The following is a 25,272-nucleotide window of genomic DNA, read 5'->3' on the forward strand; positions in this document are numbered from 1 at the left end:
GGCCAGCAAACACTTCAAAGGATTGCGAAAGGGCGGCTGAAAGGCCGCCCTTTTTCATTGTGCAGGGTGCGACGCGAGATCACCGGCCGCTGATCGGCCTGTGCGCTTTTGACCCGACATTGTGAACGGAAGCCATTGGAACCCGGTCACAACTCGGGCCTAACATCAGGACGCTTTCCTTGAGCATGGAGAATCACGATGTCATCGATGTCCCGACGCCGCCTGATCATCGCAGCCGGCAGCATCGCCGCAGCCGCCACGTCCGTCCCGCGGATGGTATTCGCCCAGGCAACGGCACCGGCCCCGAGCGGACCGTTCAAGATCGATCCGCTGCCCTATCCCACCAGCGCGCTGGAGCCGCACATCGATGCCAGGACGATGGAGATCCATCACGACAAGCATCATCAGGCCTACGTCACCAACCTGAACACTTTTGCCAAGGACCATCCCGCGATCGCCGAGAAGCCGATCGTCGAGGTGCTCGCCGGCCTCAACAGCGTGCCGGAAGCGGTCCGCACCGGCGTGCGCAACAACATGGGCGGCCACGCCAACCACACCATGTTCTGGCAGATCATGGGCCCGAACGGCGGCAAGCCGGAGGGCGAGGTGCTGGCCGCGATCGAGCGCGACCTCGGCGGCATGGAGAAATTGCAGACCGACTTCAACGCCGCCGGCGGACGCGTGTTCGGATCGGGCTGGGTGTTTGTCACCGTGACCAAGGACGGCAAGCTCGCGCTCGAGACCCGGCCGAACCAAGACACTCCGCTGATGGACGGCAAGCGCGCTTTGCTCGGCAATGACGTCTGGGAGCACGCCTATTACCTGACCTACCAGAACCGCCGGCCCGATTATCTCAAGGCGTGGTGGAACACGGTGAACTGGAAGGCCGTGGCCGAACGCTACGCCGCCGCGAAGGCCGGCACGCTCGGCGTCTGAGCCAGCGCTCGCCGATCGCTGCGAGCTACGCTAGACTTGAAAGCCCCACGCGCAATCGTGGGGCTTTTTACATCGCGCGTCTGATCGCGAACGCCATGGATTGAACGATGCCGCTGCCGGAAATCCGCGTTGCTCGCGCCGACGAGCATGACGCGATCGCGCGCATCTGGATGGAGAGCTGGGTTTCGACCGGGCTGTCGCAGCCAAGCGAAAAATTGTTGAGCGATCTGCGCGCCCGCCTGCCGCGCGAGATCGCGGGCGGCTGGAGCCTGTTCGTCGCCGACGATCACGGCACCATCGCCGCGATGCTGGCGCTGCATCTGCCGACCCTGCTGCTCGACCAGCTGATGGTCGCGCCGTCCCATCAGGGCCGCGGCCTCGGACGCCATTTGCTCGCGTTCACGCGCCGGCAACTGCCCGACGAGATCTGGCTGACATGCGTCCGCGAGAACGAGAAGGCCTGGCGCTGGTACGAGCGCGAGGGCTTTGTATTCGAGGAGGAAGCGCCCAATCCGGTGACCGGCTTCATGATGAAGCACTATCGGTGGAAGAGAAGCGCACGTAGCGCTTAGCGTTCCAACCTCCCCTTCAAAAGGGGAGGTCGCTTTGCTCGCAGAGCAAAGCGGGTGGGGATCTGCTCTCTCCACCTGCAGCGTCGCCTGCGGCTGACCCCCATCCCGACCTTCCCCCTTTCAGGGGAAGGAGAAGATTCGTAGCCCGGATGGAGCGCAGCGCAATCCGGGACAGACGCGGTTGTGGAACGAGCTCCCGGATTTCGCTTCGCTGCATCCAGGCTACGAAGGGGCACCTAAGCCGGGACGACGCGGGGATCGAGGTCCTGCGTGTAGTCGACGCCGTCGATGCCGAAGCCGAACAGGCGCAGGAACTGGCTCCTGTATTCCCCGAGATCCGCGAGCTCGCCGAGGGTTTCCGTCGTCAGCAGCGGCCAGCGCCGCGACACTTCCGTCTGAACCTCGGACGACAGCTCCCAGTCGTCGACCCTGACGCGCTGCGCGTCGTCGAGCTCGACAGCCTTGCCCAGCTTGGTCCGGAACAGGCGATCGATCTGCTCGATGCAGCCTTCGTGCAGGTTGAGCTGCTTCATCACCTTGAACAGCACCGTGCCGTAGAGCGGCACCACCGGGATCGCCGAGCTTGCCTGGGTGACGACCGCCTTCAGCGCCACGACGCGGGCCGCCTCCGCGCCGAGCCGGCCGCGGATCGCTTCCGCCTTGCTGTCGAGATCGACCTTGGCGCGGCCGAGCGTGCCGTTCCAGTAGATCGGCCAGGTCAGCTCGCTGCCGATATAGGTGTAGTTGAGGGTGCGGAAGCCAGGGGCCAGCACGCCGGCGTCGGCGAGCTGATCGATCCAGCGCTTCCAGTCGTCGCCGCCCATCACCGCGACCGTGGCGGCGGTCTGCTCCTCGCTCGCCGGCTCGAGCGTGGTCTGAAACACCTCGCCGGTTTCGGTGTCGAGGGTCTTGATCTCGACGGGGGCGCCCAGCGGCTTGATCACCGAGCGATAGGTCTCGCCGGTGACCGGATCGGTACGCACCGGAGCGGCCATGCTGTAGACCAGCATGTCGAGCTGTCCGAACTTTTCACGCACGCGTTCGATGAAGTTGGTCTTCAGCTCGTCGGAGAAGGCGTCGCCCTCCAAGGTGAGCGGGGATCGCCCGATCTTCTTGGCTTCGATCTCGAAGGCGCGGTTGTTGTACCAGCCGGCGGTGGCCGTCCGTTTTTCCGTCGGCTCGCGCTCAAGCGACACGCCGATGGTGTCGGCGCCGCCGGCGAAGGTCGCAACGATGCGGCTGGCGAGGCCGTAACCCGTCGAGCAGCCGAGCACGGCGACGCGCTTCGGGCAATCGGCGACCGGGCCCTGCTTGAGCACATAGGCGATCTGTTCGCGGACATTGGTGGCGCAGCCGACGGGATGTGCCGTGGTGCAGATGAAGCCTCGCACGCGCGGTTCAATGATCATGCGCACCCCATTTCGGATCGTTGCAATGTCCCATGCGCAGTCTGCCGACCTCCTTCGCGCGGGACGTGAAAATCGAGATCAAGCATCCAGGCGCTTGAACACCAGCGTGGCGTTGGTGCCGCCGAAGCCGAACGAGTTCGACAACACGGTCGCGAGCTTGGCGTTGTCGATGCGCTTGCGCACGATCGGCATGTCGGCAAACACCGGATCGAGCTCGGTGATATGCGCGCTTTCGCAGACGAAGCCGTTGTTGAGCATCAACAGCGAATAGATCGCCTCCTGCACGCCGGTGGCGCCAAGCGAATGGCCGGTCAGCGCCTTGGTCGCCGAGATCGGCGGGCACTTCTCGCCGGTGCCGAACACCCTGCGGATCGCCTCGATCTCCGGCGGATCGCCGGCCGGCGTCGAGGTGGCGTGCGGATTGATGTAGTCGATCGGCGTGTCGACCGTCGACAGCGCCATGCGCATGCAGCGCTCGGCGCCCTCGCCCGACGGCGCCACCATGTCGTAGCCGTCGGAGGTCGCGCCGTAGCCGACCACCTCGGCGTAGATCTTGGCGCCGCGCGCCTTGGCGTGCTCGAGCTCTTCCAGCACCACAACACCGGCGCCGCCGGCGATCACAAAACCGTCGCGGCTGATGTCGTAGGGACGCGAGGCGGTGGCCGGCGTGTCGTTGAATTTCGAGGACATCGCGCCCATGGCGTCGAACAGCACCGAGAGCGTCCAGTCGAGTTCCTCGCAGCCGCCGGCGAAGATGATGTCCTGCTTGCCGATCTGGATCGTCTCATAGGCGTTGCCGATGCAGTGGTTCGACGTCGCGCAGGCCGACGAGATCGAGTAGTTCACGCCCTTGATCTTGAACCAGGTCGCAAGCGTCGCCGACGCCGTCGAGGACATGCCCTTCGGCACCGCGAACGGACCAACGCGCTTCGGACCCTTGCTCCGCGCGATGTCGGCGGCTTCCACCAGGGTCCGCGTCGACGGCCCGCCGGACCCCATGATGATGCCGGTGCGGATATTGGAGACCTCGGTCTCCTCGAGGCCGGAGTCGCGGATCGCCTGTTCCATCGCGACGTGATTCCAGGCCGCGCCCTCGGCGAGGAACCGCATCGCGCGACGGTCGATCACGTCGGCGGGATTGAGTGTCGGCGCACCCTGCACCTGCGAGCGGAAGCCGAGCTCGGCGTGCCGCTCCGCGCGTGTGATGCCCGACTTCGCCTCGTAGAGACTCGCAAGCACTTCCTGGGTGTTGTTTCCGATGGACGAGACAATGCCCATCCCCGTGATGACAACCCGCCTCATGTTCGCCTCGCCCTGCCTTTATGTTGTCGCATGATGATCCTGCTCAAGATGGCGCCGTGCCCTGCTTGAACAATCCGACCTTCAAATCCTTTGCGCGATAGATAATCTCGTCGTCCATGGAAAGCCACCCGTCGGCGATTCCAAGCACGAGCTTTGACCGCATCACGCGCTTGATATCGACGTTGTACACAACCTTGCGCACATGCGGCAGCACTTGGCCGGAGAACTTGAGTTCGCCGAGACCGAGCGCGCGACCGCGACCTTCACCGCCGATCCAGCCGAGATAAAAGCCGACCATTTGCCACATGGCGTCGAGGCCGAGGCAGCCCGGCATCACCGGATCGTTCTTGAAGTGGCAGCCGAAGAACCAGAGGTCCGGCTTCACCTCGAGTTCGGCGCGCACCAGTCCCTTGCCGAACTCGCCGCCGGTTTCCGAGATCTGGCTGATGCGGTCAAACATCAGCATCGGAGGCAGCGGCAACTGGGCGTTGCCGGGACCGAACAGCTCGCCCCGGCCGCAAGCCAGCAAATCCTCATATTCATAACCGCCGCGCCGATCCAGCATCCTCTTCCAACCTCTCAATGTCCCGATAAAGCGCTCTTACCTAAGCTCTTGTACCTAAGCTCTTAGCCTAAGCCGGACCTTATCTTCCCACGGGAACTGGAACATCCCGTATCGTGGGCGCTACCTGGGTACGCTGCCTGGCCTTGATCTCTGCCGAAAGCGCATATGTGGTCCGCGCGCTCTCTAACATAGGCTCAACAGGGCGGCAAAGCCGCTTTCAGGTGATAAATTACCGGCTAGCCAATGGGTTTCTATGGGTTTTGACTGTACCTTGGATTCGTTCTAGTTGCGAAAAACTTGCATCTGGTAGGCATCCTTTTTATATTTATCAGGAATATTGCCTGAGTTAGGTGCATAGAGTGGATATGAACGAGGAAGTACCGGCTGTGAACGATGACGCCGTGCACCCCGCCGCCCGCGGCGCTGGGCATCACCCGGCCTTGACCGGCTGCCCCTGGCATGACGTCAACGAGATGTTGCAGGCCGCCGGTCTCCGGCCGACCCGCCAGCGCATGGCGCTGGGCTGGTTGCTGTTCGGCAAGGGCGCCCGGCATCTGACCGCGGAAATGCTCTACGAAGAAGCCACGCTGGCCAAGGTTCCGGTGTCGCTGGCGACCGTCTACAACACCCTCAACCAGCTGACCGACGCCGGTCTGCTGCGCCAGGTCAGCGTCGACGGCACCAAGACCTATTTCGACACTAACGTGTCGGCGCACCACCACTTCTATCTTGAGCACAATCACGAACTGGTCGACATCCACGACTCGACCATGATGCTCTCGAAGATGCCCGAGGTGCCCGAGGGCTACGAGATCTCCCGCGTCGACATGGTGGTGCGGCTGCGCAAGAAGCGCTGATCGGATTACCGTCGAATGGATTTGGTGGCCGGGCTCGTCCCGGCCATTGTTGTTTGAGACATCGTCATTCCGGGATGGTGCGTTAGCACCAGACCCGGAATCTCGAGATTCCGGGTTCGATGCTGGCGCATCGCCCCGGAATGGCGCTTAGCGTCAATCCACCTTCTCGTCGGCGTAGACGCCCCACAGGCGCTGCTGCTCGATCCAGCCGTCGAAGCCGGCGCCGGTGACCCGGCACCAGTTGTTGGCGCATTTCTTGACCTGCGCGACCACGCCGGCCTGCAGCCGCGCCGCGATGGCGCTGGTGGCGTCGGGGCGATCGTAGAGCGAGGCGAGATCGTCCTTGTGCTTCATCGTCACCACCGCGGTGCGGCGGCCGGACAGCAGCGAGTGATAGACCCAGCCCTCGGCGCCCTCGGAATCGCGCACCCGGCGCCAGTTCTCGAATTCGGCGGTGATTTCGACCGGAAGCCCGGAGCGCGTGTAGACCCAGGCGACGTCGTTGTCCTTGGTCGGGCCGGCGCGGACATTCACATGGTCGGATTTCAGGCTGACATAGCGCGGGATCGGCAGTCCGCTGGTGGTGGGGCTCGCATCCTTGGCGGAATGTCCCGGCATTACCGACGTGCCCAGCATGCACCCGACCAGCGCCGTCAACGAACCGAAACGCCAGAACCCCACCATCAACTCGTCTCCTGCCGAGATGCCCAACCCGCATTCGGCGAGTTGCAACCCCATTGACCCACGCCCCAATACCGGCCCCTCACGTCAGCGCCGTTCGTTCCCGACCGGACATCCGAGGGGTTCTTGTCTTGGCCCGGCCTTCTGCTAGAGAGGACGGAACGCTTCTAGAACCAGAACGCCCGAATTTCCCGCAGGCCGAAGGCCGGGTAAGTCTCGGGGAACCCTAGGAAACGCGAAGGAAACGCCGGCACAGAGCGGCGATCAGCAGTGTCGAACAACCGGGTTAATGAGCACTGAACGGCTTGATCTTTGGCAGGCCGCGCAGCTCATGAGAGCAGGACATGTCGGTAAAGAAAAAGCCTCTCGTCGTCGTCACCCGCAAGCTGCCGGACTCGATCGAGACCCGGATGCGCGAGCTGTTCGATGCCAGATTGAATCTCGACGACACCCCGATGACCGCGGAGCAGATCGCAGACGCGGCGCGCAGCGCCGACATTCTGGTGCCGACGGTGACCGACCTGATCCGCGAAGACGTGATCAATCATCCCGAATGCAAGCTGAAGATGATCGCCAATTTCGGCAACGGCGTCGACAATATCGACGTCGCGGCGGCGCATGCCCGCGGCATCACGGTCACCAACACCCCGAAGGTGCTGACCGAGGACACCGCCGACATGACGATGGCGCTGATTCTGGCGGTGCCGCGGCGCTTGATCGAGGGCGCCTCGATCCTGACCGAAGGCAAGCAGCACTGGGCGGGCTGGTCGCCGACCTGGATGCTCGGCCACCGCATCGGGGGAAAAAGGCTCGGCATCATCGGCATGGGCCGGATCGGCCAGGCGGTGGCGCGCCGCGCCCGCGCCTTCGGGCTGCAGATCCACTATCACAACCGCCGCCCGGTGGCGCCCGTGATCGCCGACGAGCTAGGGGCGACCTATTGGGAAAGCCTCGACCAGATGCTGGCGCGGATGGACATCATCTCGGTGAACTGCCCGCACACGCCGGCCACCTTCCATCTGCTGTCGGCGCGGCGGCTCAAGCTGATCCGCAAGGAGGCCTACGTCGTCAACACCGCGCGCGGCGAGGTGATCGACGAGGACACGCTGATCAAGCTGATCGAGGCCGGCGAGATCGGCGGCGCCGCGCTCGACGTCTATGAGCACGAGCCGGCGGTCAACCCGAAGCTGGTGCGGCTGGCCAAGGCCGGCAAGGTGGCGCTGCTGCCGCATATGGGCTCGGCCACCATCGAAGGCCGCGTCGAGATGGGCGAGAAGGTGATCATCAACATCCGCACCTTCCTCGACAACCACAAGCCGCCGGACCGCGTGCTGCCGAGCATGCTGTGATGGCATAGTCCGGGTTACGCTCCATCCAAGCGACGCAGCTCCAACCTCCCCTTGAAAAGGGGAGGTCGCTTTGATCGCCAGAGCAAAGCGGGTGGGGATCTGCTCTCTCCGCAGAGCGGAGCCCGCGGCTGACCCCCATCCCCGACCTTCCCCCTTTCAGGGGGAAGGAGAGGAAAGATCTGTAGCCCGGATGCAGCGCAGCGCAATCCGGGAACAGCCTCTCCGCGGAATCACCTCCCCGGATTGCGCTGCGCTGCATCCGGGCTACGGGATGCCGTCGCGGGGGCGCGCTGCCAAAACAGCGAAAACAACCCCATGCAAAGTAGCCGGGGGCGGCCTGGAGCCCACGTTCGGTGTCGTCCCGGCCTAGTGCGCAATTGCGCACGGGGGCCGGGACGACGGCGAGGGTGCGCGTTACGCCTTCCGCCGCGCCTGCTTGCGCCAGTCGGCGACGAACGCCACGAAGGCGGCGAGCGCGGGGGGTGGCTGGCGGCGGCTCGGGTAATACAGGAACGGGCCGTCGAACGGCGGGCACCAGTCGTCGAGCACGCTGACCAGCGCGCCGGATTTGACGCCGTAGCGGACATAGCCTTCGAACGTCGCCCAGTAGCCGACGCCGTCATGCACCGCGCGCAACGCGAGGCCGAGATAGGTGGCGATCAGCTTGGCCGGCGGCGAGACCTTGACCAGGCGGCCGTTCTTCTCAAACTCCCAGTCGAACATCGCGCCGTTGCTGAAGCGGGTGCGGATGCAGGCATGCTTCAGCAGATCCTTCGGATGCAGCGGCCGGCCGTGCCTGGCGACATAGTCGCGCGAGGCCACCACCGCGTAGCGCTGCGGCGCGCCCAGCGGCACCGCGATCATGTCCTGCGCCAAATGCTCGCCATAGCGCACGCCGGCGTCGAAACCCTGGGCGACGATGTCGACGAAGGCGGTTTCGGCGACGATCTCCAGCTCGACCTTCGGATATTTTGCCAGGAACGGCCCGACCATCGGTGCCAGCACGAGGTCGACCGCCGGCGGCGGGGCATTGATGCGCAACCGGCCGGACGGCTCGGCGCGCAGGCCGCGCACCTGGTTCAGCGCATCGCCGACATCTGACATCGCCGGGGCGACGCGCGCCAGCAGCATTTCGCCGGCTTCGGTCAGCGCGACGCTGCGGGTGGTGCGGTTCATCAGGCGGACGCCGAGCCGCTCCTCCATGTCGCGCAGCCGCTGGCTGAGGCTCGAGACCGAGACGCGGCTCTCCAGCGCGGCACGCCGGAAATTGCGCGTGCGCGCCACCGCCACGAAGGCGTCGAGGTCGCGAAGGTCGAAATCCTGCATTGTTCGATATAGTGAACAAGCTGTTCCAGATTGTCCAGCTTATCGGTTTCCTCGCGCGGACGCATATCAGCCGCGTCATTCGGCGGCGAATTCACCCGCCGCGACCTTCGAGGGAAGCACCACCATGGACACACGCAAGCTCGGCTCCACCGGCCCCGCCGTCTCGCAGCTCGGTCTCGGCTGCATGGGCATGTCGGACTTCTACGGCCCCAGCGACCGCAGCGAGAGCATCGCCACCATCCATGCCGCGCTGGAGGCCGGCATCACCCTGCTCGACACCGGCGATTTCTACGGCATGGGCCACAACGAGATGCTGATCGGCGAAGCGCTCAGGGGTAAGAACCGCGACAATGTGCAGATCAGCGTCAAATTCGGCGCGCTGCGCGACCGCAATTACGGCTTTCTCGGCTATGACAGCCGCCCCGTCGCGGTGAAGAATTTCGCCGCCTACTCGCTGCAGCGGCTCGGCGTCGACCATATCGACATCTACCGCCCGGCGCGGCTCGATCCCAACGTGCCGATCGAGGACACGGTCGGCGCGATCGCCGACATGATCAAGGCCGGCTGGATCCGGCATATCGGCCTCTCCGAGGTCGGCTCCGACACCATCCGCCGCGCCCACAAGGTGCATCCGATCGCCGATCTGCAGATCGAATATTCGCTGCTGTCGCGCGGCATCGAGACCGACATCCTGAAGACCTGCCGCGAGCTCGGCATCGGCATATCAGCCTATGGCGTGCTGGCGCGCGGGCTGATCAGCGGGCACTGGTCGAAGGACCGCGCGGGGGCGAAGGATTTCCGGCTGCTCAGCCCGCGCTTCCAGGCCGGCAATATCGACGCCAACCTCGCGCTTGCCGATCGGCTGCGCGTCATCGCGGAGGATGTCGGTGCCTCACCGGCGCAGGTCGCAATCGCCTGGGTCGCTGCACAGGGCACGGACATCGTGCCGCTGGTCGGCGCGCGGCGGCGCGAGCGGCTGATCGAAGCGCTCGGTGCGCTCGATGTGAAGCTGACCGACGCCCACCGCGCGGCATTGGCATCCGCGTTTCCGCCCGGTGCCGCCGCCGGCGGACGCTATCCGGAGGAGCATCTCCGGCACATGGACAGCGAGAAGCCGGCGACCGTCTCGTAGGCGTTACAGATGCCCGCTCAGGTCGGTGATGTCTGGTGCATCACCGTTGAGCGGGTTTTGCGGATCGCGCGCGTAGCGCAGCGTCTCGAAGCGCATCGCGCGCGCATCCACCATCAACAGGCGGCCGACCAGGCCCTCGCCGAAGCCGACGATCTCGCGGATCGCCTCCAACGCCATCATCGATCCCAGAACGCCGGCAAGCGCGCCCATCACGCCGGCCTCGGCGCAGGCCGGCACCGTGCCCGGCGGCGGCGCTTCCGGGAACAGGCAGCGATACGTCGGGTTGAATTCGCCCTGCGCGTTCTTCTCATGGGCGCGGATCGTGGTCAGCGACGCGTCGAACTGGCCGAGCGCGGCCGTGATCAGCGGCCGCTTGGCGAGGAAGCAGGCGTCGGAAACGAGATATCGGGTTTCGAAATTATCGGAGCCGTCGAGCACGAGATCGTAATCCGCGATCAGCGCCATCGCATTCTTGGCGTCGAGCCGCACGGCATGCGCCTCGAACGCCACATGCGGATTGAGCGCATGGATCTGGGCAGCGGCGCTGTCGACCTTGCGCTTGCCAACATCTGGCGTCGCATGGATGATCTGGCGCTGCAGGTTGGAGAGCGACACGATATCGTCGTCGACCACGCCGAGCCGGCCGACGCCGGCGGCGGCCAGATACATCAGCGCCGGCGCGCCGAGGCCGCCCGCGCCGATCACCAGCACCGCGGCGTTCTTCAGCGCGTTCTGGCCGGGACCGCCCACCTCGCGCAGCACGATGTGGCGGGCATAGCGTTCGAGTTCGTCGGCACTCAGCATCATGAATTCCTGCGCGCTATTCCCTGAACCCGGGCGCGGTTGGAGTCGACCAAGCAGATGTGCTTAGTTGCGTGGACGTCAATGGGCGGATTTGTCATGAGATTGGTGCTTTCGGCAACATTGCTGCTCGCGGCTGTGGGGGCCGCACAGGCCCAGACCCCGCCGGCCGTGCCCGGCGTCAAGCCGAAGACCGTGACCACCGTGCCGATCCGCCCGGCGCTGCAGAAGCCCGAGGATACCGCAGGCGGCATGACGCAGGCCGAGCGGCTGGCGCTGCAATCCGACCTTGCCTGGGTCGGCGACTATAATGGCGCGATATCCGGCGACGTCAGCGAGCGCATGGTCAATGCGATCAAGGAATTTCAAAAGAAGCAGGGCGGCAAGCCGACCGGCGTCCTGAACCCGCAGGAGCGCGGCGTGCTCGCCGACACCGCGCGGAAGCGGCAGGAGAATGTCGGCTGGCGCATCGTCATCGAGCCCGCCACCGGCGCGCGGCTGGGCATTCCGAGCAAACTGGTGCCGCAGCTCACCAGCGATGCCTCCGGCGCGAAATGGACCTCGCCGACCGGCACGGTCCAGGTGCTGCTGACGCGGCGCAAGGAGGCGGGCCCGTCCACCGCCAAGCTCGCCGAACAGGAAAAGAAGGAACCGGCCGGCCGCACCATCGACTACACGGTGGTGAAGCCGGACTTCTTCGTCCTGTCCGGCATGCAGGGCCTGAAGAAGTTTTATCTGCGCGGCACCTTCAAGGGCGACGAAGTGCGCATCCTCACCATTCTCTACGACCAGGCGATGCAAAACACCGTCGAGCCGGTGGTGATCGCGATGTCGAGCGCGTTCAATCCGTTCCCATCCGGCGTCGTGGCCGGGCCGCCGCCGCGCAAGACGGTGGAATACGGCACCGGCGTCGTGGTCAGCGATGACGGCGCTGTTGTCACCGATCGCGTGGTGACCGACGACTGCATCGCGCTGACGATCCCGGGCCACGGCAATGCCGACCGCATCGCCGCGGACAAGGAGCACGATCTCGCCCTGCTGCGCGTCTATGGCGCGCGGGACCTGAAGCCGCTCAACATCGCCGGACGTGCGACGCAGACCACGCTCGACATCACCGGCATCTCCGACCCGCAAAGCCAGGGCGGCGGCGCCGCGGCGAGCAGTGTGAAAGCCTCGGTGGCGCAGCTCGGCGGCAACGATGCCGCGCTGTCACCGGCGCCGGCCGTCGGCTTCTCCGGCGCCGCGGCGCTCGACGGCGGCGGCAAATTTGCCGGCATCGCGGTGCTCAAGCCGGTGATCGTCGCCGGCCCAACCACGCCGGCGCAGGCCGCGCTGGTGCCGGCGGACACCGTGCGGGAGTTTTTGAAAGCGCATGGCGTCAACGCATCAGGTGGATCGACCGACGCCAAGGCCGCCGTGGTCCGCGTGATCTGCGTCAGGAAGTAAGAATACCCGTAGCCCGGATGTAGCGAAGCGCAATCCGGGGGCGGTCGAGCCCCTGGTGAGAGATGCCCCGGATTGCGCTTCGCTGCATCCGGGCTACGAAGCTCCTTATCTCAACGCAAACCGCACCCCGGCCCGCGCCAGTCCGCCCGCAATCCCGACCGGCGTGCCGTCGGCGCGCCAGCAGGCCGCGCCTGACATGGTGCCATCGGCGTGGAACTGGATCGCGTTCATGCCGCCGGCCACCGTTGCCACTACCTGCACCTTGTGGCCCTTCGCGGTGAGCGCGGCGCGGACGGCTTCCGGCACCGCCTGCTCGACCTCGAGCGCATTGCCTTCGGTCCAGACCCGCGGCGCCTCGACCGCCTCCTGCAGGCTCATGCCGTGGTCGATCAGATTGATCAGCGCCTGCATCGCGCTCGGGAAGATGCGTTTGCCGCCGGGCAGGCCGAGCGCGTAGACGAGCTTGCCGCCGCGCAGCGCCATCATCGGCGACATCGAGGTGGTCACACGCTTGCCTGACGCCAGCGACAGCGCATGCCCCGGCCGCGGATCGAACAGGTTCATATAGTTGTTCGGCACCGTGCCGAGGCCCGGAATCAGGATCTTGGCGCCGAACAGATTGTTGATGGTCTGCGTGGTCGCGACCACATTGCCCACCGCGTCCGCCGCGGTCATGTGCGTGGTGTGTGCGCTTTCGAGCTGCGCGACGCCGGCGCCCCAGGCCTGCGCGCGATCAGGATCGATCGCGCCGCGCCGCTCTTCCGCATAGGCCTTCGAGGTCAGCCGCTGCACCGGCACATTGATGTAGGCGGGATCGCCGCTCGCGGCCGCGCGATCGGCGAAGGCGATCTTCAGCACCTCGGCGAGATAATGGATAGTCTCGGCGGTGCCGAAGCCGAGGCGCGCGATGTCATAGCCTTCGAGGATGTTGAGCATCTGGGTGATGTGCACGCCGGACGCGGCCGGCGGCGGCGGCCCCAAAATTTCCCAGCCGCGATAGTCGGCGCGGATCGGCGCGCGCTCGACGGTCTTGTAGGACGTGAGATCCTCGCGCGCGATGAAGCCGCCGTTGTTTTTCATGTAGTCGACGAGAATGTCGCCGAGCGGGCCCTCATACAGCGCGTTGTCGCCGTGCTCGGCGATGTATTTCAGCGTCTCGGCATATTCCGCCTGCACCACACGCTCGCCGGGCTTCAGCGGCGTACCATCAGGCAGATAGATCGCCGAGATCGGCTTGTCCTTCAGCATCTCCTCGGCGCCGTCGGTGATGCATTCATGCAGATACGGCGTCGCCGCATAGCCGCGCGCCGCGTGCTTGATCGCCGGCTGCATCACGTCGGCGAGGCTCATGGTGCCGAAGCGGCGCAGCGTCTCGCACCAGGCTTTCAGCGAGCCGGGTACGGCGACCGCCTTCGGCCCGTTCAGATTCTCGTTGCCGACGGTGTCGAACACGTCATGCGCCGAGCCGGGCTTCGAGGTGTAGGTATCGGGCCGCACCGCCTGCGGCACCGTGCTCTGCCCGTCGATGAAACGATGGCTGCCGTCGGCGAGACGAATATGCGCCATGCCGCCGCCGATGATGCCGACCATCATCGGCTCGACCACGGTCAGCGTGAACAGGGTAGCGATCGCGGCGTCGATGGCGTTGCCGCCGGCCGCGAGCATTTCCGCGCCTGCGGCTGAGGCCAGCGGATGATTGCTCACCACCATGCCGCGGCTCGAGCTCGCCGGCTGCTTCTCGCAGTTGAAAGTTGTCCCCGTGTGATTGCGCCAGTCGCCGCTCATGGTCGGTCTCCCCTTGTTGTTGTTATTGGCAGTTCTATTTCTGGCACTTCGGGCACCAGAATGTCGAACGGCCATTCTGGGTGAAACGCCTGACGATGCCGCTGCACTTTCCGGTGCGGCACGTCTCGCCTTCGCGGTCATAGACCTGGAACGAATGCTGGAAGTAGCCGAGCTCGCCATTGGTCAGCCGGTGATCGCTGATCGAGGAGCCGCCGGCCTTGATCGCCTGGTTGAGCACCGCATGGATCGCATCGACCAGCCGCCCGGCGTGCTCAGTCGGCTCGGCCTTCTTCGTTGCGAGCGTCGCGGCCAATCGCCGCGGCGACAAATGCGAACGAAACAGCGCCTCGCAAACATAGATGTTGCCAAGTCCCGCCACCACGCGCTGGTCGAGCAGCGCCGCCTTCAGGCTGGTCTTCTTGTTGTGGCAGGCGCGCGCCAGCATCGCCGCGTCGAATTCGTTGCCGAGCGGCTCGGGGCCGAGCCCCTTCAGCAACGGCTCATCCTCGATCGCGTTGCGGGCGATGATCTTCATGTAGCCGAAGCGGCGCGGATCGTTGAAGACGATGGCAGCGCCCGACGACATGTGAAACACGACGTGATCATGCGCGCGGTCCTCGCTGCGCGGATGATGGAATTGCCCCGGCGTCGCGCCGCCCTCCTCCCGGTGCACGCGAAATGAGCCGGACATGCCGAGATGCATCAGCAGCACGTCGCCGGAGGTCAGATCCGCCATCAGATATTTGGCGCGGCGGCCGAGCCCGGTGACGGTCTGGCCCTCGAGCCGGGCGATAAAGTCTTTTTGAAAGGGAAACCGCAGATCCTTGCGGCGGGCTTCGGCCTTGACGATCTTTGCGCCTTCCATGGCCGGTTGCAGGCCGCGGCGGACGGTCTCGACTTCGGGTAATTCCGGCATGGAGGCATTCACCTTTTGGAAGTGACGTGATAGCGCCATTGCGGCCGCCGCGCTATGGTCCGGCTGGAGCGTTTTCGAGCGAAGTGGGTACCGGTTCGCGTGAAGAAAACGCGACCAAAAAAGGTTGAGAGTAAAGCGTTGATGGATCGGTCGGATCAAACCACCCATTTCGGCTTCAGGGACGTCCCCCTGGGCGAGAAGCAGACGCTGGTGAACGACGTGTTTCACAGCGTGGCGTCGCGCTACGACCTGATGAACGACCTGATGTCGGCAGGCCTGCACCGGGTCTGGAAGGACATTATGATCACGGCGCTCGATCCGCCGAAGGGCGACCGGCCGTTCGCGCTGCTCGACGTCGCCGGCGGCACCGGCGACATCGCGTTCCGCGCCGCCAAGGCGGCGGGCCCGGGATTCCATGCCACGGTCTGCGACATCAATGGCGACATGCTTGCGGTGGGCCGAGAACGCGCCGCCAAGCAGCACCTCGGCGACCGCGTGTCGTTCGTCGAGGGCAACGCGGAAACATTGGGCTTCGCCGACCGCGCGTTCGACGCCTACACCATCGCGTTCGGCATCCGCAACGTGCCGCAGATCGACCTCGCGCTGCGCGAGGCCTATCGCGTCTTGAAGCCCGGCAGCCGCTTTTTGTGCCTGGAGTTCTCCACCGTCGACGTGCCCGGGCTCGACCGGTTGTACGATCTGTTCTCCTTCAAGGTGATCCCGCCGCTCGGCCGCGCCGTCACCGGCGACGCCGAGTCCTACCAGTACCTCGTCGAGTCGATCCGCAAATTCCCGCGGCCGCCCGTCTTCGCCGAGATGATCGGGGCGGCCGGCTTCAAGCGTGTGAAGTGGCAGAGCCTCTCCGGCGGCATCGTGGCGCTGCATTCGGGCTGGCGTTTGTGATCTCCGCGTTTTCCCACATCGCGCGCCTCGCCCGCGCCGGGTTCGTGTTTGCGCGCGAAGGCGTGTTCGGCGTCGTTGATCCCTCGCTGGTGCCGCCGCCCGGGCAGCTCGCGTTGAAAATGGCGCGGCTGATCGAACGCCGCAACGCCAAGTCCGGCGCGCGGCTGTCGCGCGCGCTGACCCGGCTCGGGCCCGCCTATCTCAAGCTCGGACAATTCCTCGCCACCCGTCCCGACGTCGTCGGCGTGGCGATGGCGCGCGACCTCGAAGCGCTGCAGGACCGGCTGCCGCCGTTCTCGCAAAGCGAGGCCGAGGCGGTGATCACGCAATCGCTGGAACGGCCGCTGTCGCTGGCGTTCACACATCTCGGCCCGGCGGTGGCGGCAGCCTCGATCGCGCAGGTGCATCGCGCCGAGGTCGAGCGCAATGGCGTCCGGCACCCGGTCGCGGTCAAGGTGCTGCGGCCCAACGTCGCCGCGCGCTTCCGCCGCGACCTCAGCGATTTCTTCTTCGTCGCACGCAATGCCGAGGCGCACTCCGCCGAGGCGCGGCGGCTGCGGCTGATCGAGGTCATCAACACGATGTCGCGCTCGGTCGCGATGGAGATGGATCTGCGGCTCGAGGCGGCCGCGCTCTCCGAGATGGCGGAGAACACAAACGACGATCCCGACTTCCGGGTGCCCGCGGTGGACTGGGACCGCACCACCCACAACGTGCTGACCATGGAGTGGATCGACGGCATCGCGCTGAACGATCACGCCCGTCTCGCCGAGGCCAAGGTCGACCTGCCCGATCTCGGCCGCAAGGTGATCCAGAGCTTTCTGCGCCATGCGCTGCGCGACGGCTTCTTCCACGCCGACATGCATCCCGGCAATCTGTTCCTCGACGAGGCCGGCCGCCTCGTTGCCGTGGATTTCGGCATCATGGGACGGCTCGGCGCCAAGGAGCGCCGCTTCCTGGCCGAAATCCTGCTCGGCTTCATCACCCGCGACTATCGCCGTGTTGCCGAGGTGCATTTCGAGGCCGGCTACGTGCCGGGCCATCACTCGGTGGAGAATTTCGCGCAGGCGATCCGCGCCATCGGCGAGCCGATCCACAACCGCACCGCCGAGGAAATCTCGATGGCGAAGCTGCTCACGCTTCTGCTCGAGGTCACCGGCCTGTTCGACATGCAGACGCGGCCCGAACTGATCCTGCTGCAGAAGACCATGGTGGTGGTCGAGGGCGTGGCGCGCGGCTTCGATCCCAAGCTCGACATCTGGAAGATCGCCGACCCCGTGGTGCGCGAGTGGATCACGCAGAATCTCGGCCCGGCCGGCCGCATCCAGAGCGCGCTGTCGGGCGCAGGCGAACTCGGCCGCGTCCTCGCCGGCCTGCCGTCGATCGCGACCCGCGCCATGACCGTGCTCGAGCAGCTGGAGACCATGACCCGCGAGGGCCACATGCTGTCGTCTGATACCATCGACGAGATGGCCCGCGCTGAGGCAAAGAAGGCGCGGCTGCAGACCGTCGGCCTCTGGATCATTGCCCTCACCCTGATCGGAATCTTCTTCACGATCCGCGGCCACTAGAGCTATTTCCGTTCCGATGGAATCGGAACGGAGCTCTAGATTCTAGTTTTTGACGCGTTTTCTTCACGCGAATCGGAATCCAATTCGCTGGAAAACGCTCTAAATTTGATTGCAATGCATGCATCTCGTGCTAGCATCGCTAGCACATCTGAGGGCGTATGCCATGGCCAGCCTGACCATCCGCAAACTCGACGACGAGCTGAAAACCTATCTGCGGCTGCGCTCCGCCAAGAACGGGCGCTCCGTCGAGGAGGAAGTCCGGGTGATCCTGCGCGAGCTTGCGGAGGGCCGTGCGGAGCCCGCTGAGGCGCTCGCCGCGGGGCTGGCCGCTGCTGTCGCCCGCGCGCCACGGGCTGCCAGCGCGGCTGGCGAGCCCCGCATCACCCTGATCATCGGCGGCGGGATCGCGGCCTACAAGGCGCTGGACCTGATCCGGCGGCTGAAGGAGCGGCACATCGAGGTCCGCTGCGTGCTGACCAGGGCGGCCCAGCAATTCGTCACCCCGCTCGCCGCCAGCGCGCTGTCGCATGAGCGCGTCTACACCGACCTGTTCGACGCCGAGAGCGAGTTCGACGCCGGCCATATTCGCCTGGCGCGGGAGTGCGACTTGATCGTGGTGGCGCCGGCCACCGCCGACCTGATGGCCAAGATGGCGCAGGGCCATGCCGACGACCTCGCCACCGCGATCCTGCTCGCCGCCAACCGGCCGATCCTGCTGGCGCCGGCAATGAACCCCCTGATGTGGAACAACCCGGCCACCCGCCGCAACGTGCTGCAGCTGCGCCGCGACGGCGTCCACACCGTCGGGCCCGATGCCGGCGAGATGGCGGAAGCGGGCGAAGCCGGGGTCGGACGGATGGCCGAGCCGACCGAGATTGCAGCCGCCGCCGACCGCATGCTGCGGCCGCCCAAACCGCATCCGCTCGCCGGCAAGCGCGTGCTGGTCACGGCCGGCCCGACCCATGAGGCGATTGATCCGGTGCGCTACATCGCCAACCGCTCCTCCGGCAAACAGGGTTTTGCCATTGCCGCCGCGGCGCAGGCGGCCGGCGCCGACGTCGTGCTGGTGTCCGGCCCGGTCGAGCTCGACGATCCGCAGGGCATGTCGGTGATGCGGGTGGAATCGGCGCGCGACATGCTGCACCGGGTCGAGGCGGCGCTGCCGGTCGATGTCGCGATCTTCGCCGCCGCGGTCGCCGACTGGCGGGTCGCCAGCGAGGGCAGCCAGAAACTGAAGAAGAGCGCCGCCGGCATGCCGCCGCTGCAGCTGGTGGAGAATCCCGACATCCTCGCCACCATCTCGAAGCTGAAGGAGAAGCGGCCGCCGCTGGTGATCGGCTTCGCCGCCGAGACCGAGCATCTGATCGAGAACGCCAAGGCCAAATTCGCGCGCAAGGGCTGCGACTGGATCGTCGCCAACGACGTCTCGCCCACCACGGGCGTGATGGGCGGCGACCGCAACACCGTTCATTTGCTGTCGCGCGAGGGCAAGGACGTCACCGTCGATTCCTGGCCGGTGATGACCAAGGAAGAGGTGGCGGCCGCGCTGGTGTCGCGGATCGCACGAGCCGTGGGGACTGCATCGTGAGCGCCGTGATCAAGGTCGAGATCTGCCAGCTGCCGCATGGCGCCGATTTACTGCTGCCGGCCTACCAGACGGCCGACGCGGCCGGGCTCGACCTCTTGGCCGCGGTGCCGCGCTCAGCGCCGCTGATCCTGCTGCCCGGACGCTACGAGATGGTTCCGACCGGGCTGACCATCGCGCTGCCGCCGGGCTATGAGGCCCAGGTGCGGCCGCGCTCCGGGCTGGCCGCCAAGCACGGCGTCACCGTGCTGAACTCGCCCGGCACCATCGACGCCGACTACCGCGGCGAGATCAACGTGCTCTTGATCAATCACGGCCAGGCGCCGTTCCAGATCCGGCGCGGCGAGCGCATCGCGCAGCTGGTGATCGCGCCGGTGACGCGGGCCGAGCTGGTTCCGGTCGAGGTGCTGTCCGTGACCGAGCGCGGCAGCGGCGGCTTCGGCTCGACCGGGCGCTAGAGCATGATCCGGAAAAGTGGGCACCGGTTTTCCGGAAAGATCATGCTCCAATAAGTCCTTCCGCGAGTGCGGAGTCAATTCGCGTAAAATTCGCGCCATCGCTGCGCATTTTTTCACAGCCGATTCTGCGTTCACGGTCTGGACTCTTACTCGCTGACTCGCAATGGGACTATTCTGACTTGATTCGAGCACGACGGGGGGTCTTCGTCGGGCTATCTGGTCCTGCTTGGGCACGTCACCGGAAGACCGTCTCCACTTTTCCGGATCTTCTGCGGGTCTTGCCTGGGAGTTGTGCGTTCTGGGGCAACATATGTCGGGCGTAGTCGCAGCGATGCGTCGCAGCCTGCTGTCATGCACCTCACTGGCGCGCGACGGCATGATCGGACTCGTCACCACGGCATTGCTGCCGGTCCGCTCGGCGTTTGCCGCCGACGGCGTCCTCGCGCAGGCGATCGCGGATCAATTCGGCCTCAACCACCAGGAGGTCGCGGTGCTCGCGACCTCGCTGGCGCTGGTCGGCTTCTCCGCCGTCGCCGCGATCCTGTTGATGCGCACCCGGGTCCGCGCGACGCGGAACGAGGAGCGGCTGCGCTTCGAGATCTCGGACCTGCAGGCGCAGTCCGACCGGCTGCGCGCGCTGTTGTTCGTCGAGCCGCAGGTGCTGATCTCCTGGGCCGCCGGCGACAACCGGCCGCAGATCTCGGGCGACATCTCGCTGGTGATGTCGCAGGAGGGTTCCCCGCAGCGCATCCTCGCCTTCGGAACCTGGCTGCCGCCGGAACCGGCGCTGCAGATGGACCACGCCGTCGACGCGCTGCGCGACAAGGGCGAGGCGTTTTTGCTCAACCTCTCGACCTCGGCCGGCCGCGCCATCGAGGCGATGGGCCGCGCCATCGGCGGCCAGGCCATCGTGCGGATCCGCGAGCTCGGCGGGCTGCGCCGCGAGCTCGCCGAAGCCAACCTGCGCTACAAAGCGCTGCAGGAGGAGACCGAGCTGCTGCGCGACTTCGCCGCCGCGGCGCCGTGGCCGATCTGGGCCAAGAGCCTCGAGGGCAATCTGCGCTACGCCAACGCCGCCTATGTCCGCGCCACCGAGGGCAAGAGCGTCGCCGACGCGCTGCAGCGCAATCTCGAACTGCTGGAAAGCGAGCAGCGCAGCGAGCTGACCAAGGCACTCAACGACAATGCGAGCTATGCCGCGCGGCTGCCGATCGTGGTCAGCGGCGAGCGGCGGATCTACGACGTGCAGGCGCTCAAGCTCGGCGGCGGCAGCGCCGGGATCGCGATCGACGCCAGCGAAGCCGCGGCGCTGCGCGCGGCGATCGTGCGCATGGTCGAGGCGCACCGCCGCACGCTCGATCAATTGTCGTCGGGCGTCGCGGTGTTCGACGCCGACCGTCGCCTCACCTTCTACAACGAATCCTATCGACGGCTGTGGGGCCTCGACCAGGCCTTCCTCGACGGCAATCCCGACGATTCCAGCATCCTCGACCGGCTGCGCGCCAACCGCAAACTGCCGGAGCAGCCGGACTTCCGCGCCTGGAAGGCCAAGCTGCACGAGGCCTATCGCGCCGTCGAATCCGAGACCTACACCTGGTTCCTGCCCGACGGCCGCGCCATCAGCGTCGTCACCACGCCGAACCTCGAGGGCGGCGTCACCTATCTGTTCGACAACGTCACCGAGAGCCTCGACCTGGCGCGCCAGTTCGACCGCCTGACCCGGGTGCAGCGCGAGACCCTCGACAATCTCGGCGAGGCGGTCGCGGTGTTCGGCAGCAACGGCCGCGCCGAGCTGTTCAACCCGCCGTTTGCCAAGATGTGGAAGCTGCCGGCGGACGCGCTGCAGGGCGAGCCGCATATCGAGGCGGTGGAAGCAATGTGCCGGCCGCTGTTCGACGACGCGCTGACCTGGCGCACGCTGCGCGAATCGATCACCGCGATCGAGAACCGCGCCCAGGTCGCGCTCAAGCTGGAGCGCAAGGACGGCAGCGTGCTGAACTGCATGACCGTCCCGCTGCCCGACGGCAAGACCCTGCTCGCATTCCAGGACATCACCGACACCGAAAATGTCGAACGCGCGCTGCGCGAGCGCAACGAGGCGCTCGAGGCGGCCGACCAGATGAAGGTGGATTTCGTCCACCACGTCTCCTACGAGTTGCGCGCGCCGCTCACCACCATCATCGGCTTCGCGCATTTCCTCAGCGATCCCTCGACCGGGCCGCTGACGCCGAAGCAGGCCGAATATCTCGACTACGTCACCAAATCGACCAACGCGCTGCTGGCGCTGACCAACAACATCCTCGATCTCGCCACCATCGACGCCGGCGCGATGAAGCTCGAGCTTGGGCCGGTGAACATCGCCCAGGCGATCGAGGCCGCGGCCGAAGGCATCCAGGACCGGCTCGCGACCGACCGGATCGCGCTCAAGGTCGACATCGAGCCCAATATCGGCGGCTTTACCGGCGACGAGCGGCGGGTGGTGCAGGTGCTCTATAACCTGCTCGCCAATGCCGTCGGCTTCTCGCCGCATGACGCCACCGTCACGATCAGCGCGCGGCGGACCGAGCACAGCGTGGTGTTTTCGGTGACCGATTCCGGCCCCGGCATTCCCTTGGAGATGCGGGACAAGGTGTTCAACTGGTTCGAGAGCCATTCGCACGGCTCGCGGCATCGCGGCGCCGGGCTCGGGCTGTCACTGGTACGTTCGTTTGTCGAACTGCATGGCGGGCGGGTGCGCGTCGATTCGACCGTCGGCAAGGGCACGACCGTGACCTGCGACTTCCCGATCGACCAGACCGCGCACCGCAACGCCGCTGAATGATCGCGACCTCGACATTCTCGGTGCCGCTCGCGAACGAAACCGCGACAGCCGAGCTGATGGCCGATCTCGCGCTGTTGATCGGCGCCGGCGACGTCATCACGCTGTCCGGCGACCTCGGCGCCGGCAAGACCGCCGCCGCCCGCGCGCTGATCCGCTATCTCGCCGACGACGCGACGCTGGAGGTGCCGAGCCCGACCTTCACGCTGGCGCAGAGCTACGAGCTGCCGGCGTTTCCGATCATTCACGCCGACCTCTACCGCATCAACGACGCCAGCGAGCTCGAGGAGATCGGGCTGTCGCCGCTGCCCGACGACGTCGCGGCGCTGATCGAGTGGCCGGAGCGCGCGCCCGATGCGATGCCCGACGATCGCATCGACATCGCGTTCAGCCATCGTCCGGCGCTGGGATCGACGGCCCGCGCCGCCGAGATCACCGGCTACGGCACATCGGCGGCGAAGGTCGCGCGGCTCGAGGTGCTGCGCCAGTTTCTCGAGCGCGCGGGCTTTCTCCACGCCCGCCGCGAGCGGATGCCGGGCGATGCCTCGACCCGCTCCTATGCGCGGCTGCGCACCGATGACGGCAGCGTCATCCTGATGAACTCGCCGCGCCGCCCCGACGGCCCCGCGATCTACAACGGCCAGTCCTACAGCGCGGCGGTGCATCTTGCCGAGGACGTCAGGCCGTTCGTCGCGATCGGAAACGGGCTGCGCAAGCACGGCTTTTCCGCGCCCGCGATCCGGCACAGCGATCTCGAGTCCGGCTTTCTCATCACCGAGGATTTCGGCAGCGCCGGCGTGATCGAGGGCGATCCGCCGCAGCCGATCGTCGAGCGCTATGAGGCCGCCACCGATATGCTGGCGGCACTGCATCGCGAGGCGCTGCCGGAGACGCTGCCGATCACGGCCGATACGGCCTACGACATCCCGGTGTTCGACATCGACGCCTGGCTGATCGAGATCGGGCTGATGCTCGAATGGTATTTGCCCGACCGCGGCGTCGAGCCGAGCGAGGAGCTGCGCAGCGAATTTCTGGGGATGTGGCGCGGGCTATTGGAAAAGCCCGCCGCGGCGCCGCAGACCTGGGCGATCCGCGACTTCCATTCGCCGAACATCATCTGGCTCGCCGAGCGCACCGGCATCCTGCGCGTCGGCATCATCGATTTCCAGGACGCGGTGCTTGGCCCGGCGGCCTATGACGTGGTGTCGTTGCTGCAGGATGCGCGGATCGACGTGCCGGAGCAGCTCGAGCTGGCGCTGTTGACCCGCTACATCAAGGCGCGGCGCACCACCGACATGAGCTTCGATCCGGCGCAATTCGCCGAGCTCTATGCGATCATGTCGGCACAGCGCAACACCCGCCTGCTCGGCACCTTCGCCCGGCTCAACCGCCGCGACGGCAAGCCGCAATATCTGAAGCACCAGCCGCGGATCTGGACCTATCTCAACCGATCGCTGGCCCATCCGGCGCTCACCACCTTCCGCCTCTGGTACGAGGCCAACGTCCCTCCCCCGCTACCGTAGGTTTACCGGTTGTTAGCCAACCGTCGCCTAAGCTGGAACCGGGCTGTGTCGGACGGACGGCCGGATCTGGAGCGCGACCATAATGGGGACCGAACGACGCAGGGGCGATCGCGTCACATTTGAGCGCGGCATTCCGGCGCACATGATGGGCATCGACGGCACCTGGCGGCGCGACTGCATGATGGAAGACGTGTCGGAGACCGGCGCCAAGCTCACCGTCGAGGGCTCGGTCGAGGGACTGGCCCTGAAGGAGTTTTTTCTGCTGCTGTCGTCCACAGGATTGGCCTATCGCCGCTGCGAGCTGGCATGGGTCAATGGCGACCAGATCGGCGTCAATTTCTTGAAACAAGGCGATAAGAAGAAGAAACCGGCCCGGCGCAGCTCGCAGGCTGTGGACGTCTAGACCCGGTCCAGGGTCGCCGGCTTGACCGCCGTCTTACAGCCGTCATGTCCGCTGACTATGGCGGTTGGTTAATGTGCCTGTCGAATCGCCGTGATATGATCGGCGCGAAGAGAACGATGACCGAGAATATCCGGAAGATGCCAGTCACCCCCCACAAAGCCATGGTGCTCGCTGCGGGCCTCGGTGTGCGCATGCGCCCGCTGACCGACACGATGCCCAAGCCGCTGGTGAGCGTGGCCGGCCAGCCGCTGCTCGACCACGTGCTCGACAAGCTCGCCGGCGCCGGCGTCAGCGAAGCCGTGGTCAACGTGCATTATCTGCCCGACCAGATCATCGACCACGTCAAGACCCGCAGCCGCCCGCGCGTGATCATCTCGGACGAGCGCGACCAGGTGCTCGGCACCGGCGGCGCGGTCGTCAAGGCGCTGCCGCTGCTCGGCGAGGCGCCGTTCTTCCATCTCAACGCCGACACGATGTGGATCGACGGCGTGCGCTCCAATCTGGCGCGGCTCGCGGAAACCTTCGATCCGGCGCGGATGGACATCCTGCTGTTGATGGCGCCGACCGCGAGCAGCATCGGCTATAGCGGCCGCGGCGACTACAGCATGCTGCCCGACGGCGCGCTGCGCAAGCGGCGGGAAAATCAGGTGGTGCCGTTCGTCTATGCCGGTGCGGCGATCATGTCGCCGGCGCTGTTCGCCGATGCCCCGGCCGGCGAGTTCTCGCTGACCAAAATGTTCGACCGCGCCAATGACCAGGAACGGCTGTTCGGCCTGCGCCTCGACGGCGTCTGGATGCATGTCGGAACCCCCGATGCGATCCAGGCCGCGGAAGAGGCGTATTTGGAGAGCGTGGCGTAGTAGGTACGCGTCATTCCGGGATGGTCCGAAGGACCAGACCCGGAATCTCGAGATTCCGGGTTCGATGCTTCGCA

22 protein-coding genes are annotated in these 25,272 nt (G+C 66.1%); 14 read left to right on the top strand and 8 right to left on the bottom strand.

Translation table 11 applies throughout. The features are described from left to right. Positions 1 to 198 precede the first annotated feature (198 nt). Together XH93_RS00255 and XH93_RS00260 are read left to right on the top strand one after the other, a co-directional pair. Positions 199 to 936, top strand: a complete 738-nt coding sequence (locus tag XH93_RS00255) for a superoxide dismutase (RefSeq protein ID WP_194471949.1) — start codon at positions 199 to 201, stop codon at positions 934 to 936. Between the two features lie 107 nt (positions 937 to 1,043). Next, on the top strand, positions 1,044 to 1,508 hold the full coding sequence (locus XH93_RS00260) for a GNAT family N-acetyltransferase (RefSeq protein WP_194471950.1): 465 nt from the start codon (positions 1,044 to 1,046) through the stop codon (positions 1,506 to 1,508). 236 nt (positions 1,509 to 1,744) lie between these two features. Here the strand turns inward: XH93_RS00260 and fabV are convergent, their stop codons facing one another. The 3 genes from fabV to fabA all read right to left on the bottom strand — a co-directional run bounded on the left by fabV (position 1,745) and on the right by fabA (position 4,784). Next, complete coding sequence (fabV, locus tag XH93_RS00265; protein WP_194471951.1) at positions 1,745 to 2,917, bottom strand: enoyl-ACP reductase FabV; 1,173 nt, start codon at positions 2,915 to 2,917, stop codon at positions 1,745 to 1,747. A 78-nt stretch (positions 2,918 to 2,995) separates the two neighbouring features. Further along, a complete protein-coding gene (fabB, locus tag XH93_RS00270; protein WP_194471952.1) occupies positions 2,996 to 4,219 on the bottom strand; it encodes a beta-ketoacyl-ACP synthase I in 1,224 nt (407 codons plus the stop codon). Between the two features lie 43 nt (positions 4,220 to 4,262). After that, positions 4,263 to 4,784 (bottom strand): bifunctional 3-hydroxydecanoyl-ACP dehydratase/trans-2-decenoyl-ACP isomerase, encoded by a 522-nt coding sequence (gene fabA, locus XH93_RS00275; protein WP_139479363.1) that lies wholly within the window; start codon positions 4,782 to 4,784, stop codon positions 4,263 to 4,265. Between the two features lie 365 nt (positions 4,785 to 5,149). Here fabA and irrA point away from each other — a divergent pair, with 365 nt between their 5' ends. Beyond that, complete coding sequence (gene irrA, locus XH93_RS00280; protein ID WP_139857002.1) at positions 5,150 to 5,641, top strand: iron response transcriptional regulator IrrA; 492 nt, start codon at positions 5,150 to 5,152, stop codon at positions 5,639 to 5,641. A 153-nt stretch (positions 5,642 to 5,794) separates the two neighbouring features. On the opposite strand, the gene XH93_RS00285 is transcribed toward irrA, so the two are convergent. Next, complete coding sequence (locus XH93_RS00285) at positions 5,795 to 6,325, bottom strand: SH3 domain-containing protein (RefSeq protein WP_194471953.1); 531 nt, start codon at positions 6,323 to 6,325, stop codon at positions 5,795 to 5,797. A gap of 341 nt (positions 6,326 to 6,666) precedes the next feature. On the opposite strand from XH93_RS00285, the gene XH93_RS00290 reads away from it, so the two are divergent. Continuing rightward, entirely contained in the window at positions 6,667 to 7,671 is a 1,005-nt protein-coding gene (locus XH93_RS00290; RefSeq protein WP_194471954.1) for a D-glycerate dehydrogenase, read from the top strand. Between the two features lie 414 nt (positions 7,672 to 8,085). Here the strand turns inward: XH93_RS00290 and XH93_RS00295 are convergent, their stop codons facing one another. Continuing rightward, positions 8,086 to 8,997 carry a LysR family transcriptional regulator gene (locus XH93_RS00295; protein WP_194471955.1) on the bottom strand — a complete coding sequence of 304 codons (912 nt, stop codon included), beginning with the start codon at positions 8,995 to 8,997 and terminating at the stop codon, positions 8,086 to 8,088. 124 nt (positions 8,998 to 9,121) lie between these two features. On the opposite strand from XH93_RS00295, the gene XH93_RS00300 reads away from it, so the two are divergent. Then, positions 9,122 to 10,129, top strand: coding sequence for an aldo/keto reductase (locus XH93_RS00300; protein WP_194471956.1), 1,008 nt, complete (start codon positions 9,122 to 9,124; stop codon positions 10,127 to 10,129). Between the two features lie 3 nt (positions 10,130 to 10,132). On the opposite strand, the gene XH93_RS00305 is transcribed toward XH93_RS00300, so the two are convergent. Continuing rightward, a complete protein-coding gene (locus tag XH93_RS00305) occupies positions 10,133 to 10,933 on the bottom strand; it encodes a molybdopterin-synthase adenylyltransferase MoeB (protein ID WP_194471957.1) in 801 nt (266 codons plus the stop codon). Between the two features lie 96 nt (positions 10,934 to 11,029). On the opposite strand from XH93_RS00305, the gene XH93_RS00310 reads away from it, so the two are divergent. Next, positions 11,030 to 12,376, top strand: a complete 1,347-nt coding sequence (locus tag XH93_RS00310) for a serine protease (RefSeq protein ID WP_194471958.1) — start codon at positions 11,030 to 11,032, stop codon at positions 12,374 to 12,376. A gap of 105 nt (positions 12,377 to 12,481) precedes the next feature. Here the strand turns inward: XH93_RS00310 and ggt are convergent, their stop codons facing one another. Together ggt and mutM are read right to left on the bottom strand one after the other, a co-directional pair. Next, complete coding sequence (ggt, locus tag XH93_RS00315) at positions 12,482 to 14,161, bottom strand: gamma-glutamyltransferase (protein WP_194471959.1); 1,680 nt, start codon at positions 14,159 to 14,161, stop codon at positions 12,482 to 12,484. Positions 14,162 to 14,195: 34 nt separating this feature from the next. Next, on the bottom strand, positions 14,196 to 15,077 hold the full coding sequence (mutM, locus tag XH93_RS00320; protein ID WP_194471960.1) for a bifunctional DNA-formamidopyrimidine glycosylase/DNA-(apurinic or apyrimidinic site) lyase: 882 nt from the start codon (positions 15,075 to 15,077) through the stop codon (positions 14,196 to 14,198). 141 nt (positions 15,078 to 15,218) lie between these two features. Here mutM and ubiE point away from each other — a divergent pair, with 141 nt between their 5' ends. The 8 genes from ubiE (at position 15,219) to XH93_RS00360 (ending at position 25,198) form a co-directional block, all read left to right on the top strand. Continuing rightward, on the top strand, positions 15,219 to 15,980 hold the full coding sequence (gene ubiE / locus XH93_RS00325; RefSeq protein WP_194471961.1) for a bifunctional demethylmenaquinone methyltransferase/2-methoxy-6-polyprenyl-1,4-benzoquinol methylase UbiE: 762 nt from the start codon (positions 15,219 to 15,221) through the stop codon (positions 15,978 to 15,980). Then, positions 15,977 to 17,551: a 2-polyprenylphenol 6-hydroxylase gene (ubiB, locus tag XH93_RS00330; protein ID WP_194474945.1), complete on the top strand. Its 1,575-nt coding sequence runs from the start codon at positions 15,977 to 15,979 to the stop codon at positions 17,549 to 17,551. The genes ubiE and ubiB overlap by 4 nt, the downstream gene beginning before the upstream one ends. A gap of 163 nt (positions 17,552 to 17,714) precedes the next feature. Next, entirely contained in the window at positions 17,715 to 19,139 is a 1,425-nt protein-coding gene (coaBC, locus tag XH93_RS00335; RefSeq protein ID WP_210340432.1) for a bifunctional phosphopantothenoylcysteine decarboxylase/phosphopantothenate--cysteine ligase CoaBC, read from the top strand. Then, entirely contained in the window at positions 19,136 to 19,594 is a 459-nt protein-coding gene (gene dut / locus XH93_RS00340; protein ID WP_139479374.1) for a dUTP diphosphatase, read from the top strand. Before coaBC ends, dut begins: the two co-directional genes overlap by 4 nt. A gap of 310 nt (positions 19,595 to 19,904) precedes the next feature. Further along, positions 19,905 to 22,415 (top strand): PAS domain-containing sensor histidine kinase, encoded by a 2,511-nt coding sequence (locus tag XH93_RS00345; protein ID WP_194471962.1) that lies wholly within the window; start codon positions 19,905 to 19,907, stop codon positions 22,413 to 22,415. Then, a complete protein-coding gene (tsaE, locus tag XH93_RS00350) occupies positions 22,412 to 23,935 on the top strand; it encodes a tRNA (adenosine(37)-N6)-threonylcarbamoyltransferase complex ATPase subunit type 1 TsaE (RefSeq protein WP_194471963.1) in 1,524 nt (507 codons plus the stop codon). The genes XH93_RS00345 and tsaE overlap by 4 nt, the downstream gene beginning before the upstream one ends. A gap of 82 nt (positions 23,936 to 24,017) precedes the next feature. Further along, positions 24,018 to 24,338 carry a PilZ domain-containing protein gene (locus XH93_RS00355; RefSeq protein WP_139479377.1) on the top strand — a complete coding sequence of 107 codons (321 nt, stop codon included), beginning with the start codon at positions 24,018 to 24,020 and terminating at the stop codon, positions 24,336 to 24,338. 137 nt (positions 24,339 to 24,475) lie between these two features. Continuing rightward, entirely contained in the window at positions 24,476 to 25,198 is a 723-nt protein-coding gene (locus tag XH93_RS00360; protein WP_194471964.1) for a nucleotidyltransferase family protein, read from the top strand. Positions 25,199 to 25,272 lie beyond the last annotated feature (74 nt).

The organism is Bradyrhizobium sp. CCBAU 51753 (assembly GCF_015291565.1).
Taxonomy (GTDB): domain Bacteria; phylum Pseudomonadota; class Alphaproteobacteria; order Rhizobiales; family Xanthobacteraceae; genus Bradyrhizobium; species Bradyrhizobium ivorense.

Excerpts from the sequence above, each read along its gene's own strand:
- XH93_RS00360 (WP_194471964.1), top strand. The coding sequence starts at position 24,476 with ATGCCAGTCACCCCCCACAAAGCCATGGTGCTCGCTGCGGGCCTCGGT.
- XH93_RS00255 (WP_194471949.1), top strand. The coding sequence starts at position 199 with ATGTCATCGATGTCCCGACGCCGCCTGATCATCGCAGCCGGCAGCATC.
- XH93_RS00290 (WP_194471954.1), top strand. The coding sequence starts at position 6,667 with ATGTCGGTAAAGAAAAAGCCTCTCGTCGTCGTCACCCGCAAGCTGCCG.
- XH93_RS00355 (WP_139479377.1), top strand. The coding sequence starts at position 24,018 with ATGGGGACCGAACGACGCAGGGGCGATCGCGTCACATTTGAGCGCGGC.
- fabA (WP_139479363.1), bottom strand. The coding sequence starts at position 4,784 with ATGCTGGATCGGCGCGGCGGTTATGAATATGAGGATTTGCTGGCTTGC.
- XH93_RS00345 (WP_194471962.1), top strand. The coding sequence starts at position 19,905 with ATGTCGGGCGTAGTCGCAGCGATGCGTCGCAGCCTGCTGTCATGCACC.
- fabB (WP_194471952.1), bottom strand. The coding sequence starts at position 4,219 with ATGAGGCGGGTTGTCATCACGGGGATGGGCATTGTCTCGTCCATCGGA.
- coaBC (WP_210340432.1), top strand. The coding sequence starts at position 17,715 with ATGGCCAGCCTGACCATCCGCAAACTCGACGACGAGCTGAAAACCTAT.
- XH93_RS00285 (WP_194471953.1), bottom strand. The coding sequence starts at position 6,325 with ATGGTGGGGTTCTGGCGTTTCGGTTCGTTGACGGCGCTGGTCGGGTGC.
- XH93_RS00310 (WP_194471958.1), top strand. The coding sequence starts at position 11,030 with ATGAGATTGGTGCTTTCGGCAACATTGCTGCTCGCGGCTGTGGGGGCC.
- XH93_RS00295 (WP_194471955.1), bottom strand. The coding sequence starts at position 8,997 with ATGCAGGATTTCGACCTTCGCGACCTCGACGCCTTCGTGGCGGTGGCG.
- XH93_RS00305 (WP_194471957.1), bottom strand. The coding sequence starts at position 10,933 with ATGCTGAGTGCCGACGAACTCGAACGCTATGCCCGCCACATCGTGCTG.
- XH93_RS00300 (WP_194471956.1), top strand. The coding sequence starts at position 9,122 with ATGGACACACGCAAGCTCGGCTCCACCGGCCCCGCCGTCTCGCAGCTC.
- mutM (WP_194471960.1), bottom strand. The coding sequence starts at position 15,077 with ATGCCGGAATTACCCGAAGTCGAGACCGTCCGCCGCGGCCTGCAACCG.
- XH93_RS00260 (WP_194471950.1), top strand. The coding sequence starts at position 1,044 with ATGCCGCTGCCGGAAATCCGCGTTGCTCGCGCCGACGAGCATGACGCG.
- irrA (WP_139857002.1), top strand. The coding sequence starts at position 5,150 with ATGAACGAGGAAGTACCGGCTGTGAACGATGACGCCGTGCACCCCGCC.
- fabV (WP_194471951.1), bottom strand. The coding sequence starts at position 2,917 with ATGATCATTGAACCGCGCGTGCGAGGCTTCATCTGCACCACGGCACAT.
- tsaE (WP_194471963.1), top strand. The coding sequence starts at position 22,412 with ATGATCGCGACCTCGACATTCTCGGTGCCGCTCGCGAACGAAACCGCG.
- ubiE (WP_194471961.1), top strand. The coding sequence starts at position 15,219 with ATGGATCGGTCGGATCAAACCACCCATTTCGGCTTCAGGGACGTCCCC.
- ggt (WP_194471959.1), bottom strand. The coding sequence starts at position 14,161 with ATGAGCGGCGACTGGCGCAATCACACGGGGACAACTTTCAACTGCGAG.